This window comes from Pseudomonas sp. IT-P2 (assembly GCF_949767575.1).
Classification (GTDB): domain Bacteria; phylum Pseudomonadota; class Gammaproteobacteria; order Pseudomonadales; family Pseudomonadaceae; genus Aquipseudomonas; species Aquipseudomonas pharyngis.
The window spans coordinates 164,215-177,856 of the sequence record NZ_CATKQA010000049.1 but is presented as its reverse complement, the minus strand read 5'-3'; the positions used below and the strand labels follow the sequence as shown (position 1 = coordinate 177,856).

Annotated in this window: 10 protein-coding genes and 1 pseudogene; 4 read left to right on the top strand and 7 right to left on the bottom strand. The window is 55.4% G+C overall.

Annotated features, from left to right (window positions below; genetic code table 11):
- Positions 1–9: 9 nt before the first annotated feature.
- The 3 genes and pseudogenes from ACM6JM_RS29435 to ACM6JM_RS29425 all read right to left on the bottom strand — a co-directional run.
- A complete protein-coding gene (locus ACM6JM_RS29435) occupies positions 10–3,330 on the bottom strand; it encodes a Tc toxin subunit A (RefSeq protein ID WP_414882930.1) in 3,321 nt (1,106 codons plus the stop codon).
- Positions 3,331–3,556: 226 nt separating this feature from the next.
- Positions 3,557–4,270, bottom strand: coding sequence for a methyl-accepting chemotaxis protein (locus ACM6JM_RS29430; protein WP_372240818.1), 714 nt, complete (start codon positions 4,268–4,270; stop codon positions 3,557–3,559).
- Between the two features lie 144 nt (positions 4,271–4,414).
- Positions 4,415–5,341, bottom strand: a pseudogene (locus ACM6JM_RS29425) (methyl-accepting chemotaxis protein); the annotation flags it as partial.
- A 379-nt stretch (positions 5,342–5,720) separates the two neighbouring features.
- Between ACM6JM_RS29425 and ACM6JM_RS29420 the strand changes: the two are divergent.
- Together ACM6JM_RS29420 and ACM6JM_RS29415 are read left to right on the top strand one after the other, a co-directional pair.
- A complete protein-coding gene (locus ACM6JM_RS29420) occupies positions 5,721–6,392 on the top strand; it encodes a histidine phosphatase family protein (RefSeq protein WP_085611269.1) in 672 nt (223 codons plus the stop codon).
- Entirely contained in the window at positions 6,389–7,210 is an 822-nt protein-coding gene (locus ACM6JM_RS29415; RefSeq protein WP_414882929.1) for a phosphatase PAP2 family protein, read from the top strand. Before ACM6JM_RS29420 ends, ACM6JM_RS29415 begins: the two co-directional genes overlap by 4 nt.
- Positions 7,211–7,275: 65 nt before the next feature.
- Here the strand turns inward: ACM6JM_RS29415 and ACM6JM_RS29410 are convergent, their stop codons facing one another.
- The 3 genes from ACM6JM_RS29410 to ACM6JM_RS29400 form a co-directional block, all read right to left on the bottom strand.
- A complete protein-coding gene (locus ACM6JM_RS29410) occupies positions 7,276–8,709 on the bottom strand; it encodes an ArnT family glycosyltransferase (protein WP_414882928.1) in 1,434 nt (477 codons plus the stop codon).
- Positions 8,710–8,777: 68 nt separating this feature from the next.
- Positions 8,778–9,365, bottom strand: a complete 588-nt coding sequence (gene rimJ / locus ACM6JM_RS29405; RefSeq protein WP_074691948.1) for a ribosomal protein S5-alanine N-acetyltransferase — start codon at positions 9,363–9,365, stop codon at positions 8,778–8,780.
- A gap of 215 nt (positions 9,366–9,580) precedes the next feature.
- A complete protein-coding gene (locus ACM6JM_RS29400; RefSeq protein WP_414882927.1) occupies positions 9,581–9,949 on the bottom strand; it encodes a DUF6124 family protein in 369 nt (122 codons plus the stop codon).
- Positions 9,950–10,560: 611 nt separating this feature from the next.
- On the opposite strand from ACM6JM_RS29400, the gene ACM6JM_RS29395 reads away from it, so the two are divergent.
- Positions 10,561–10,794, top strand: coding sequence for a helix-turn-helix domain-containing protein (locus tag ACM6JM_RS29395; protein ID WP_414882926.1), 234 nt, complete (start codon positions 10,561–10,563; stop codon positions 10,792–10,794).
- Positions 10,791–11,963 (top strand): HNH endonuclease, encoded by a 1,173-nt coding sequence (locus tag ACM6JM_RS29390; RefSeq protein WP_414882925.1) that lies wholly within the window; start codon positions 10,791–10,793, stop codon positions 11,961–11,963. The genes ACM6JM_RS29395 and ACM6JM_RS29390 overlap by 4 nt, the downstream gene beginning before the upstream one ends.
- Here ACM6JM_RS29390 and ACM6JM_RS29385 read toward each other — a convergent pair.
- A complete protein-coding gene (locus ACM6JM_RS29385) occupies positions 11,925–12,914 on the bottom strand; it encodes a DNA cytosine methyltransferase (RefSeq protein ID WP_414882924.1) in 990 nt (329 codons plus the stop codon). The two genes, ACM6JM_RS29390 and ACM6JM_RS29385, sit on opposite strands and share 39 nt — an antisense overlap.
- Positions 12,915–13,642 lie beyond the last annotated feature (728 nt).

The window sequence follows — 13,642 nt, the reverse complement described above, 5'->3', positions numbered from 1 at the left end:
CATGTGGGATCAGAGACTGGCAGCCATCACGGCTTCTCCGACAGTTTTCCAGGCGTTTTCCGGGCTTTCGTTACTCAAGGCCGTAGCCTTGAGCAAGGCTTGAGCGCTGAGTCCCGTGGATTTACAGGTATTCTGGCAGCGCATGATCCAATCAATGGCTTGCAGCGTTTGGGCCTTTCCGGATTCCAGCTTTGCACTCAGCTCGGTGACTTCTGCCGTTGTCCAGTTCAGCAGCCGGGCCAGAAGACTGTTGAGTGTCGTTGCGCTAGCAGAGTCGTTGGCGAGTTCCAGATAGCTCAGTACGCTTTCTTCAGAGACGTAATTTGTGTCGATGCAATGATTGAAACGATCCAGAAAGTACAGGCTGTCAATCGTCATCCTCAAGGGCGAGGTTGTCTTTCTCAGCCACTCGGGGTGCTTCAGGAACAAGCACAGGGTCTTGTTACTCAGGCGCAATTGAACGCTTGCTTCGGCATGGCGCAGAATCGGATGCATAACCTGGGGAAGAGAGCGGGAGTATTGATCCTGTATGGCCGCGCTCAGAATCCGGTAAACCGACGATCCACTCCAGATCACGACACCTTTGCCACGATTCATGGGCAGTGAAGACGTTTCTTGCAGGAATTTTTCCATCAGGTGCAGCTGTCGGTCATGGGCCGATAGCAGCAGCGCCTTGAGTTTCTTTTTGCAGTCCACCTTGAGCTTCAGGTCTTTGTCGGGATTTGTATCCAGAGTCAGCGCATCTACGACGATGGCCAGCGCCGCGTCGAACTTGCCAGGTATATCGTCGTCGGGTGACGGGGCGAAATCCTTTACCAGGCCTTTGTCATCAAGCAATGTCTCGGAAAGCTTTGCGCGCCAGTCAATGTTTTCCGGCAGATACAACTTTGCCAGCTCCTGGGGAGTGACTGCGCATCGCTTTGTATCCTCGTGCAGCTTGTCCAGATGCGGCAGCAAGTCCTGATACGAATGATCATCGCTGTTCGTGGGTACGAGGAAACGGCGCAGCATGGGGATGTCCAAGGCAGATTCATTGAGCCAGCGAGTCATCCAGTCCATCTGCATCAGCACATCCATCAGGTTGATGGAAGGCTCGTCATGGGTGAGCGTTGCATTGAATTGAGTGTCATCATCGTCGAGCCCGTTCGATTTGGTTGAAGTGATTTCAGCAACAAGTTGCTTTCGGTGTAACAGGCGGTATAGAGAAGGGGCATTTACATTAATGACAAGTCCCTCCAGAGAGTGTGTTTGTCTCTCGGCAATTGTCGGGATCCCGCTGATAAAGAGATGGGCGTTGTCCCCGTTAGCGGCAAGTTTGAGTCCGTAAGGTGCCTTACCCTCTGGAAACCATGTTGAATGGTTAGTCAGGCTTGATCCCGATAGAAGTCGAAGAGACGCTGACGAATCGGCGTCTTCCGGTAACTGGATTATGGCGACCAGTTCACAGTGCTGCTTACCGTGAGAGACCTTGATGCGCAGGGTGCTGGTATCCAGATCTTTTCCTTTTACCAGGCATCGACGAACGCTTTCTCCTCCAAGCCAATTGGCCAGTGTCATGGTGTCAGTGATTGAAATGTCGAACATTCGGGCAATTCGTGCCTGTCGGTAAATCGAAGACAGGGTCGGCAGGTCACACTTCAGTGAGCCTAGGTATTTTTGCGTGTTGTTGATGGCAAGCAGGAGTGAGTCTTCCGTCTGAGGCAGGCCAAGGTTTGCACTCAAATGCTGAAGTACGCTGTGCGACTCAGGATCCGACAGGTCGGCCCGAAATTGTCGACCGTCAAGCAGCAACGGTTTCTCGAACAACCGGCTCTGATTGAAGATCCGATCAAGCTGGGAAGTGTCGCTACCGTTGGCGGAGGGTGAGACCCGATGCAGCAGCGCTGCAAACTCTTCAGCCGTAACCGAGTACAGACGGTTCAGATAGCGATAAACCCCGAGGGATCGCACGGTGTGTCTGTCGGGTTGCATCGAAGTATTACGGGGGTGTTGTGATTCAAAAATGCTGCAGATCAATGTGTCCAATGCGCCGAAGGGGATGCCGAGCCAGCGTTGCAAACGAATCATTCGATGCAGGCGATCGATTCGATACTCGTTTGCTTCGTTGATCTTTTGATTTTTCCCGATCCGGGACAAATTCATCGAGGCATTCGGTGCGGTGCCGTTAACATAGCGGGCTCCAAAGGGCGTAGTGAAAGGATTGGGTAACCGGTAGTGTGATGATTGGCGGGGTGTGTATTTCCCTTGAGCGATCAATGCCTCCAGCTGTTCTGCGTGCAGTCCGGTGCGTTTCAGCAACGTGTTCACGTCCTTCAGGTCGAGGAATGACGCAATGCCAACGTTGTTTATCCAGTAGTCATTATCCTGTTGATGTTGCGCGGGCGGAAAATGTGGCTGTTCCTCGTTCCGCGGCACTTCTGTCAGCAGCTCTTGCTGTTTAGGACCCATTCCGGACATCAGGAGTCGGGCTGCATCAGCGGTGGATTCCAGTACCTTGCCATACGGGCTGTTCACGCTTGCCGTAATGGGAAGGTCATTGCTGATGAGGTAGTTCAATTCCCCCAGCGCGGGCTTTTTCCCTGCCAGGCCCAACATGCATTGGTGATGGAAAAACTCATAGGGAAGGTTGAGGGGATAACGATGTTGAGCAAGTACCTCATACGTCGTCTTGCGTTTGTCGGAGGTGGTTTTCAACGCTTCCTGAATATTCGTGTCCAGGATGTCATTGACAATTTTGAGCATGGGTTGAGCAGTGAAGGTACTTTGCTGATCGATCGACAGCATTGCCAGGTCTGGCCGGCGATCTTTCAACAGGATCCGGCTGGCTTTGTCCCCGACGTCAGTGGAGATAGAGGACTCCAATTGATGGGCATATCGGTACAACGCTCTGAGGTAGGCTACTGGTGAGTCGATGGCGGAGATCGAATCGACTTTGCAGGCGTCATTCCAGTTTTCTTTGAACAGATTGGTGTAGGTCGGGCCATGTCCCTTCAAACCCCGAATGCCATGGAGATGCCAATGATCCTGAATCGTGCCGCCTGAACTCTGTTTCTCCCGATAGAGTTGGCTGATCTGGGCGGCCAGGCATTTGGCATTGTCGTAGAGCTGCCCGAGTCGGACTTTGGAAAAATCCTCCTTTAGCGCAACCTCTAGCGCATCGTCGGGTTTTTTGATCGCATTACTTACGCGATCCTTGAAGTCGGCTTCGGTCAATCCGCTGATATCAAATACCGAGGTGATCCCCAGTTTTTTGAACAACGCTAGGGACTCAACCGTGTTGTTGAGACTGTATTTCTCGATCAGAGTCTTGAGTAACGAATTGTCGTTCATGCCGAGGAGCTCCTTGAGTTGGAGCTATCGACGTTACTGCGTGGCCAAAGTGGAAAGCTGTCAGCCAGACCGTCACATGGAGGTGGATGCGTCGCTGTCGGAAAGGTGAAAGAGTCCGCAGACCTGTAGGATTCCGATCGCCCCGTGGCTGAGTGCGACTTTGCGGCTTGGGCTTTGCCATTTGAAACCCGAAACCCCGCCGTTGCCAGCGGGGTAAAAGGGGTGATCAGACGCGGAAATGACTCACCATCTGCTGCAACTGCCCACCCAACCGCGCCAGTTCAACGCTGGATTTGGCGGTCTCATCACTCGCCGCCGCGGTCTGTTCCGACACGTCACGGACGTTGATGATGCTGCGGCTGATTTCTTCGGCCACGGCGCTTTGCTGTTCGGCGGCAGCGGCGATCTGCTGGTTCATCGACTGGATGTTCGACACCGTGCGGGTGATGTTTTCCAGCGAGTCGCCGGCCTTGCGGGTCAGGGCGACGCTGCTGTCGGTCAGGGCGCGGCTGTTGTTCATCACGGCAGCCACTTGCTGAGTGCCGTTTTGCAGACCGGCCACCAGGCCTTCGATTTCCTCGGTGGATTTCTGCGTGCGCTGGGCCAGGCCACGGACTTCGTCGGCGACCACGGCAAAACCGCGACCGGCTTCACCGGCACGGGCGGCTTCGATGGCGGCGTTGAGGGCCAGCAGGTTGGTCTGTTCGGCCACGGCCTTGATCACGTCCATGACGCTGCCGATCTTGTCGCTTTCCTGTTGCAGCACGCTCATGGCTTCGGTGGAACGCACCACTTCGCTGGCCAGACGCTCGATCTGGGCGATGGCTTCGTTCACCACTTTGTCGCCTTCGCGGGCTTCGCCGTCAGCGGCGGCTGCGGCTTGCGAAGCTTCTTCGGCGTTGCGCGCGACTTCCTGCACGGTGGCAGTCATCTCGTGCATCGCGGTGGCCACCTGATCGGTCTCGACCTTCTGGCTGTTCACGCCGGCGCTGGTCTGTTCGGTCACGGCCGACAGTTCTTCGGCGGCGCTGGCGATCTGGGTCACGCCGTCGCGGATGCCGCTGATCAGGTCGCGCAGGGTCACGCCCATGCGCGCGATGCCTTGTTGCAGCACGCCGAGTTCGTCGCGGCGGGTGACGATCACGTTCTGGCTCAGGTCGCCGCTGGCGATGCGGTCGACCACGGCCATGGTTTCCTGCAGCGGACGGGTGATCTGACGAGTGATGATGAAGGCAGCGATGATGCCGACCAGCAACGCCAGCAGGGTGCTGATCAGTTGCAGTGTGCGGGCCTGGGCGCTTTCCGCGTCACGGCGGTCGAGCTGGATCTGATACAGCTGCTCGCTCAGCGATACGATCAGGTTGCCCTGATCGGTCATTTCCTTGCGCGCCTGCACCGCATCGGTGTTGGCGTTCTTGAAGGCCTGCAAGGCGCTGCGGTAGTTGGTCAATGCGGTTTCCAGCTGACGCAGGGCGTCCTGTTGGGTGCTGGCGAAATGCATGTTCAGTGGCTTGAGGCTGGCGATGGCCGCATCCAGTTGGCCGACGGCTTTCTGCTCGGTCTCGGCGTTGGCGGTGGCGGTGTAGCCACGCACTTCGTAGCGCGCCAGGATGAACGCTTCCTTGGCGGCGGTGACAGCCTGGAACTGCTCGAAACGCTGCTCGCTCATCTCCATCTGCTGGACGCGGGTGCTGATCGACTGGATCAGGTTGTACGCGGTCTCGGCATTGGCGGCCATGGTGTCCCGCGCCGTGTTGCCGGTGCGATAGGCGTTACGCATCTTGTTGAGCGAAGTCTGGTACTCGGCGATGGTCGCCGCCTGCTCCTTGAGCAGCTTGACGTTTTCCGGGCTCTTGAAGCTGCTGATCAGCTTCTGCTGTTGGGCGGCGAAACCGTCGAGGGTGGTCTGCACGTTCTGCGCGGCGGTTTCGTCGCCGTTGGTCAGCATGTATTGCAGGCGCACCACGCGCAGTTTGGTCAGGCCAGCGTTGAGCTGGGTGATGTCGCTCATCCAGTTGCTGCGGTCAATCAGGCCGCCCAGGCTGGTCCAGCCAGTGAGCGCCAGGATGCAGGTCAGGGCCAGGACGAGGCCGAATCCGAGGCCCAGTTTCAGGTTCACGCTGATGTTGCCGAACCAGCTATTCATCAAAAATCCTCCAGAAAAACGTTGTGCGTCTTGATCGTCGGTCAGGCTGGAAGATTGTTGTTTTTTTGCGCCAGCAAGGGTGTAAGCAGGACTGTATCGGCCGCAAATCCGATAGCTGAAAGGATTTTGTCCTACGGAATTTGTAACAGGCACTCACAAGACTTTTTTCACATGGGTTTCACTGCCTGCCCACGCCGTGCTCTCTAACCTCGCCGCATCGAATGACAAGTGATGGCGGCTTTTTGTGGAATTGCGACTGAGTCTGTTCGGCGTCAAGCGCTCGATTGATCTGAGCGGTCTGGCCCGTTTTCGAAACACCTGGGTGGTCTTGGCGGCCTCGGTGCTGGTGATCCCTTTGACCCTCTGGCTGCTGGCACCGGCGGCGGTGCCTGACCTTGCCCATGGCAATGTGGCCGGGGCGCAGGCGCTGAAGGAGGGCTGGAACAAAGGCGACATCATCGTGCTGGTGCGGCACGTCGAGCGCTGCGACCACTCGAAAGCCGCTTGCCTGAGCGGCCACGATGGCATCACCGACCGTTCGCGCAGTGTCGCGGTGAGCGTCGGCGCGCAGTTCGAGCAGTTGGGTCTGGACAAGGCTGACGTCTACAACAGCCCGATGATGCGCACCGTGCAGACCGCCGGCTACATGTTCAACAAGGCGGCGACCGGCGAAGACTGGCTGATCAGTTGCAAGGGCCGGATGTTGCAGGATGCGCTCGCGCACAAAGTCCCGGGGCGCAACCTGATTCTGGTGACCCACAGCGAATGCATGGCGCAGCTGGAAAAAGACCTCAAGGTGCCGGCCTCGACCCTCGGTTACGGCGCATCGCTGTTTGTTTCCGCCGCCAGCCCGGCGGCCCCACAGATGCTCGGCTTCATTGAAGCCTCCGACTGGCGCACGGTGACCACCCGATGAAATCCCGCTTTTATGCTTACAACTTCGGCATCCCGCTGCTCTGCGCAGCCGTGGTTTTTTTGATGTTCGACATGACCAACATCGACATCGCTTTCAGCAATTTGCTGTTCGATCCACTGACCCACACCTTTCCGCTCGACAAGATTCACTTCTTTGAAAAACTGACCCACAAGTGGGCGCGGATCATTCCGAACTGGACGGCGGAAATCGCCTTGATCGGCGCGATGTTGTCGTTTGTCTGGCCGCTGCTGAAACCGCAAAAGCATCCGCGTCTGGGCGGGTTTCTCGAGCGCTGCAAAGTCGCACCGGTACTGCGCTTTGCCGCCGATCATCGTAGGGATTTTCTGTTTGTGGTGGTGGCTTTCGCGGTCTGCACCGGGGTGATCCATTTCCTCAAGGCACACACCAGCGTCTACTGCCCGATCGAGACCACGTTGTACGGCGGAAAGATGCCGCACATCGAGTGGTACAACAATTTCCAGCTGTTCCACGAAGCGGGTGAAGGACGTTGCTGGCCGGGCGGTCATGCTTCCGGTGGTTTCACCATGCTGGCGCTGTATTTCGTGGCGCGTCGTTACCAGTGGCGTTTCTCCAGCGCGTTGTTGTGGAGCTCGCTGCTGCTCGGTTTTGTCTACGGCACTACGCGAGTCCTACAGGGCTGGCACTACATGTCCCATACGTTCTGGGCCGGCATCTTCGTGTGGCTGGCGTGTTTGCTGACGGCGCTGGCGTTTTACGGGCGGGCTCGTCTGGAATTGCCGGTGTTGAGCAAGCGTGAGCGAAAGGTGTTCGGCGCACAGCCTGAGGTTTCTCTCTAAGTCCTCGCCGGTGAAATGAAAAACCCGCCATCACCGGCGGGTTTTTCGTTTGTGCTGCTGTGGTTTCAATAGCCCACGAAGTAATACGCCTGGCGCCCGACCATCATGGTCTTGTGGACTTTCAGCGGTGCGGCGGGTTCGCTGTCTCCCGACATCACGGCGATGTGCGATGGCGATGCACTGAGAAATTCCCGTAGCTGTGCATCGGTGTCCAGGCCCTTCAGGACGCTTTGGGTGTAGAACACGCTGGCGCCGCCGACCCGTTCGTTGGCTTGAAACAACGCAACCTGATTGCCGCTCGCCTGCAGGGCCTGAATGTGTTCGGTCAGCGGCAGGAACGACAGGTGTTTATCGGCGTTGGGCAGTGCCCATTGCGCGGCGCCAAGGTAGCTGGCGATGACCACCGCCAATATGCCCGCCGCCACTGTCTGACGATGCCGGGCGATTCGTCCGACAAAACCGTTCCTGTGATCCTTCAACCTGTCGAACAACACGCCCGCATATTCCGCCGCGATCACTGCCGCTGCGGGTGTCATCGACATCAGGTACACCGTGCGTTTGCTTGAGGCCAGGGTCAGCAGGATGAACTGCGCAATGATCCACAGGCTGAAAAACAGGAGGTAACGGTTGGCCTTCAGCTCCTTGCGAAAATGCCACAGACCCAGGTACACCAGAATGTTCCAGGGCAGGAACGCCTGCGGCAGCTTGGCGAGGTAATAGTAGAACGGCTCGTAGTGGCCGGCTTCGACGAACGATCCGCTGAAACGTCCGACGCTGTTGGTCAGCAACACTTCGCTGACGGCCTGGACGCCACCGCGCTGATAGAGCACGGCGAGCCAGATCATCAGCGGGATCAGACCAACAAGGGTCAGCAAGCCCGGACGCAGCCAGTCCGTCAGTTTGAAGCGATTGTCCATCAGGTTGTCGGCCAGCAGAAAAGCGAAAATCACCACGCCCGGCATCGCCAGGCCGAGCACGCCTTTGCTCAGCGTGGCGATGGCAATCCCGACGGCAAACAGCAACGAATTGCCGAAGGTTGATTCTCGCTGCGCCTGGAAGAACGCCAACAATGCCGTGGTCACGCCGAGGGCAAGCAAAGCATCCTCGCCGACCCCACGCACGTTGCTCCAGTAACTGGCCATGGTCGCCAGCAGAATCCCCGCCGTCCAGGCGATGGCCTTCGGACGTTCGAAGCGCCGCAACATGGCGTACAGCAGCATCACGCTGAGCAACCCGGCCACCGCCGACGCCAGTCGCACCGCCCAGGGCGAGACACCGAAAACCCGCAAGGCGCCGGCATCCAGCCACAGGCTCAGGGGCGGTTTTTCCAGGAAGGGTTCGCCGAACAGACGCGGTGTCACCCAGTCGTTGTCCAGGTGCATTTCCATCGCAATGCCCGCAACCCGAGCCTCGGTGGAACCTTGCAGTTGATGGCTGCCGAGGGCGAAAAAGAACAGCAGGGCGGCAAGCAGAAGCAGGGAAGAGGCGGCACGCGACATGGGTTCAGGCAACCGGAAGTGAGCGGAAACCCGAGCTTACGCGGCCATTCCTTAATAATTTGTGAACGTCAGGACAGCGGTCGCGACCAGCGTTGCTCCGACGTTTCGAAACGCGGATTGACCCGCGCCGTCAGCACATGATCCTGCCAGCGCCCGGCAATGTTCAGGTACGCCTTGGCATAGCCTTCACGCTCGAACCCGAGGCGCTCCAGCAACCGGGCGCTACGTTCATTGCCGGGAATGTAGTTGGCCATGATCCGGTGCAGGTTCTGGGTCTCGAACATATAAGCGATGGCCGCCTCCAGCGCTTCCTGCATCAACCCCTTGCCCTGATGCGCCTCGTCGATGTGATAACCCAGATAACACGCCTGAAACGCACCGCGAATGATCCCGCTGAAATTGCAGGCGCCGATCATCTGCTCGCCGTCCGGGGTCAGCAACGCCATATGCACCGCCAGCCCGGCTTCGAAGGCGCTGGCCTGTATTTCAAGGCGCCGGCGGATCTGTTCAGTGGAAAAATAATCGGTGGTACGAATCGGCGACCACGGGGCGAGGTGGCGTTGATTGCGCTGGTAGAACGCGCTTTCCAGAGGCGCTTGATCCGGGTCTAGTACCGCGAGCGTGAGGCGTTGACAGGGCAGGGTCAGCAGCGGCATCGGGTGCTCCGGGTCTCGGGATTGAACACCAGAATTGCGCGGTGGGCGGGAAAATACAAATCGCCGCCAAATTCCGGACAAAAAAAGCCCGCAGGAGCGCGGGCGAACCGTAGTTTCTTGAATGAGCGAGGCCAATGTACACGGCCATCACCGCCGCCGGGGTGAAGAAAAGTTCATGTCGATGAACGACTTGCATCATCGACGAGCGGTCGTTTTCAGTGCACGACAGGCGCTGTCGTACGAGGCACCAGATTCACCGGATCAAGGTTCTCCACGGCACGATTGACCAGCATTTCGGTCATGATCGACAGCTGCCGGATCGCCAGTAACCGGCTGCGCTGAGAGCCTGTGAAATCATCGGTGATGTTCGTCGTCATCATGTTGAGCGCCGCCAGGGTTTCACAGGCATGGGTCAGCAGAGTGGCCGTATCCACATCGGTGCGCACGGAGAAAATCTCGTTAAACGGCAGGGTGCGACGCGGCTTTCTCACGTATTCCTGAGGCTGGGCAAGCACAGCCGGTTCTTTCGATTCGGACTCGTGAGACGGTGTTTGATCAGGCAGGCTTGGGGTGTCTTTTTTCATGACGAGGCTCCATGGTTTCAGGCTCCCGGCGAATCCCTTTGGTAAACCATCTGCCGGGTTGCAGCGGAGCGCGAAGACTAGCGTTTGGAAGCATCTTGAACCAGTTCATGGAAGTCGACGCGGGTTGAGGGAAATTTCCTAGGACGTTGGTTGGAGGTATTGTCTGGATGCGAAGTGCAGATGCGACAAGGCCCGCACTGGGCGGGCCTTGTCGTTGAGAGTTGGTGGGCCGGGGTAATCTGAATCGATTTCTTAAGCTTCTGATTTTAAGTTTTTTATGTCTGTATTTTTTTGCTTGGAACACCGAGTCAAAATTTTCCCATCACGATGCACTGCCAGGACAACGAAGTAGAACAAGGCATCTTTTATGGTAGGAAGCCCCTTACGTCTTGTCATTCTCGATGTATCCGGTGCAGACAAGGATGCTTTGTTAGCTTGTCCACACGCTCACTGTAATCTACAGAGATCAATCCAGTGACTTTCCTGTTAGGGGCCTGCGGCTTGAAAGGCTATGTGCGCGCGGCCTGACGACCGAAAAGGAAGAAGTGCCAGTAGGTGGTGTGACTCATAGTCCGTAGACCGATCGTCATCATTTGGATGAAAGTCATAGGATGAATGATAACGAAATTTGCTTATCGCTTGGTTCGCGTGTTAGAGCTCTCCGCTTAGCAAAAGGTTGGTCTCAGGAGGAGCTTGGCGCACGTGCCAATCTAGATCGCACGTATGTGAGCGGTATAGAGCGAGGAGTGCGAAATCCTACGGTGACAGTTCTTCATGCGCTTTCGGAAGGGCTTGGAATTGGCATAGGCGATTTATTTGCTGATGCTAATGAGATTATTAAATGAAAATCCATAAGCGCTCCAGTAATGGTCGCGGAGAGTACGAACTGGCCGGTGCGGTAGATGGTTACAGCACGACGATGCTGGTAGAGAAGCAGCTGGTGATTGATGCGGGGCCGGAGCTTGGAAACATACCCACAAATATTGCATTAAAGAAGCAAGGTGGCAAACCCCGGCTACGACGTATCAGCAATATTGGTATACATATTCAGAGACAGCTAGAGGCATTGCTACTAATGCCGAAGTCTATTCGAGAGGAAAGCCAGTTACTTGGTGGTCAGCCGGTGATTATCGCTGAGCGTTACATTCTTTCGAGTGTTGAGATTAAGTCGGTATTGGTGGTTGAAGACCAAGCAATTATTAAGCTTGGTGGAATTGACTGTGTAAACGATAGCGTGACTCAAGAGATCGATTTTTCAAAGCGGATCTCTCAGCTTATGCACCTGTACCAGAAGATCGAAAGTCTTCCGCCACGTGTAGCGCAAGCTTTGCGAGCGCATCACGCAAATATCCAGACAGGAAATGTTATCAGTAGCGTTACAGAGCGCCTTGTGTTGGATGTTATCAGGGCGACTGAAGAGGCAGCCAAGGACAGTGATGCAGTTCTTATCCCAGGCGAAGATCCCGTTCCGTTGTTGCTTGATATGCTGCGATCCCAGCCGATGGTCGAGACTCCTCCTCTTGACGAAATCGATCCGGCAGACATTGAAATCCGTAGAAGGGTTGCTGATCGATGGCGCCTCCAAAAGGATCGGGGACCAGCATCTACGCAGTTTAGAAGAGATGTAAGACGAGCTTACGATTCCAGTTGTTTATTTTGTGGTCTAAAGCTTCCGACGTCAGAAGGTGTTCGAATAGCAGGTGTCGATGCTGCTCATATTATCCCTTGGTCACAATACGAGGCAGATCTTGTTGTTAATGGTTTATGTCTTTGTAAGTTGCATCACTGGGCATTTGATCAGTATTTACTGGCGTTGAGGTTTAATGGAGTTGGCTACGAGGTAGTTATTACAGAGTTGGCAAAAACCGCATTTGCTAACTCTCCAGGGGTGATGCAAAGTTTCGAAGCTGTTGCCGGTCCAATTCCTTTGGCCCGGCTACCAGCTAATAAATTAGAATGGCCTAGCCCGAAATTACTAGGTCAGCTCTACGAGGACGTCCGCGTCGACTTTTGATCGTTTTTTGGTGGGCTTCAAGTTTGAGGCTTGCTTTCTTTCTATTGCGCTACGCACTCGGTTACCAAGCCATTCCACTACGTTCACAGTTACCGCATTACCCGCTGCATGATAGCGCTTTGATTCAATTCTTTCTGAGTCATCGTCGCTATCTAGCGGTAGTGTCCAATTATCGGGAAAGCCTTGAATTCGCTCTGATTCCAGTGGGGTAAGGCGGCGTACGCGGCCAGCGGGATAGGACACGTAGGTGCGACTCCAGTCCGTACCTGTATGACGCGCTGAGCAAGCATACAAACAGTACGCTATTCCTTGGACGATGGGGCCGTTGACAGGATCTCCATAGCTTGTCTTAAAGGGGGAAATAGACTTCTGCCCATTTGGTCTGCTCGCCGAATCGCTCCCTTCGCTGCATTGGGGCTCAAAAAGTATTTCTCCGGCAAGTCCTGGGTCTCTATAAGTGGCAACAATAAAGACTCTTTGGCGAGACTGGGGGACTCCGAAGTAGCGGCTGTTAAGCACTCGCCATGCCACGCCATACCCGAGTTCGGCCAGCGTTTGAATGACGATTCCGAAGTCGCGTCCTTCGTGGGAAGAGAGGAGACCTGATACGTTTTCGATAACGACAACAGAGGGGCGGCGGCTTTCAATAAGCTTTGCATAGTCGTAGAAGAGTCCCGATTTTTTTCCTCGGAGGCCGCTTCTGGGACCCATTCGGGCGAGGGAGACGTCTTGGCAAGGGAATCCTCCGACCCAAACATCTGCATCTGGGATTTCATCTGCTGTCACCTTTGTAATGTCTTTTGCCAACGGAACGTGTGGCCAATGCTGCGCAAGGATTTTCTGACAAAAGGGTTCAACCTCGCATTGCCAGACGACTTCCATGCCGGCGCGCTCGAAGCCGAGATCGAACCCGCCAATGCCTGCGAAAAAGGAAGCTACTCGTAGCGTCATACGTATTGCCCCTGGCCTGAAGGATGAACTCTACAGGCTTTGATATTAATACTCATGCTGCTAACATTAGCAGTTAAGCTCGTTTGCGGCAATAGTGGATCCCGTTTTTGCGTTTTTGGGCTCCCGTCTTGGTTTATTTGGGAGGTTGGCATAAGCTTACAACCTGTGAGGGTTGACGCGATGGCTATTGAAGGCATGATAAAAGGTGAATCCCTCAGGGAAATGCTCGGCGTGGGAGCCCAGGTTGATGTGACTATTTCAGCTGAACGGGATTCCTTTGTTGTGCTTGTAGGCTCGGGCTTAACGAAGTGTGCCTTGCAGGCAAAGCGAGGCCATATTCGCAGGTTTAAAACACTTGATAGTGCAGCGCATTACCTAAACCGCATAGGCTGCCGGTACGCCTCCGTAGACCTTGAACACTGGACGCCCGCTCAGCGTTCAATAGCGTAGCTCATCTGAATTTTTGCTGGTTATTTATACAGTCTTTGGCGTCTTATCTTCAAGTGAGTATGCGCCAAGGTGACGAATGGTTCTTTGGGCTCACCTGGCAGGAACAGAGCCAGCGAGATAACCTTTTTGGGTCTCACTGGCTTTTTTACTTAATAACCCAAAAAATGTTCTTACAGACGTCACTAACATAAAGGGGACAGATTGATTTTGAAGGAAATCAATCTGTCCCTTTTTCATTTGTCTACGAGTGTCTTTCTCCTGACGAGGTTCAGGCTCTC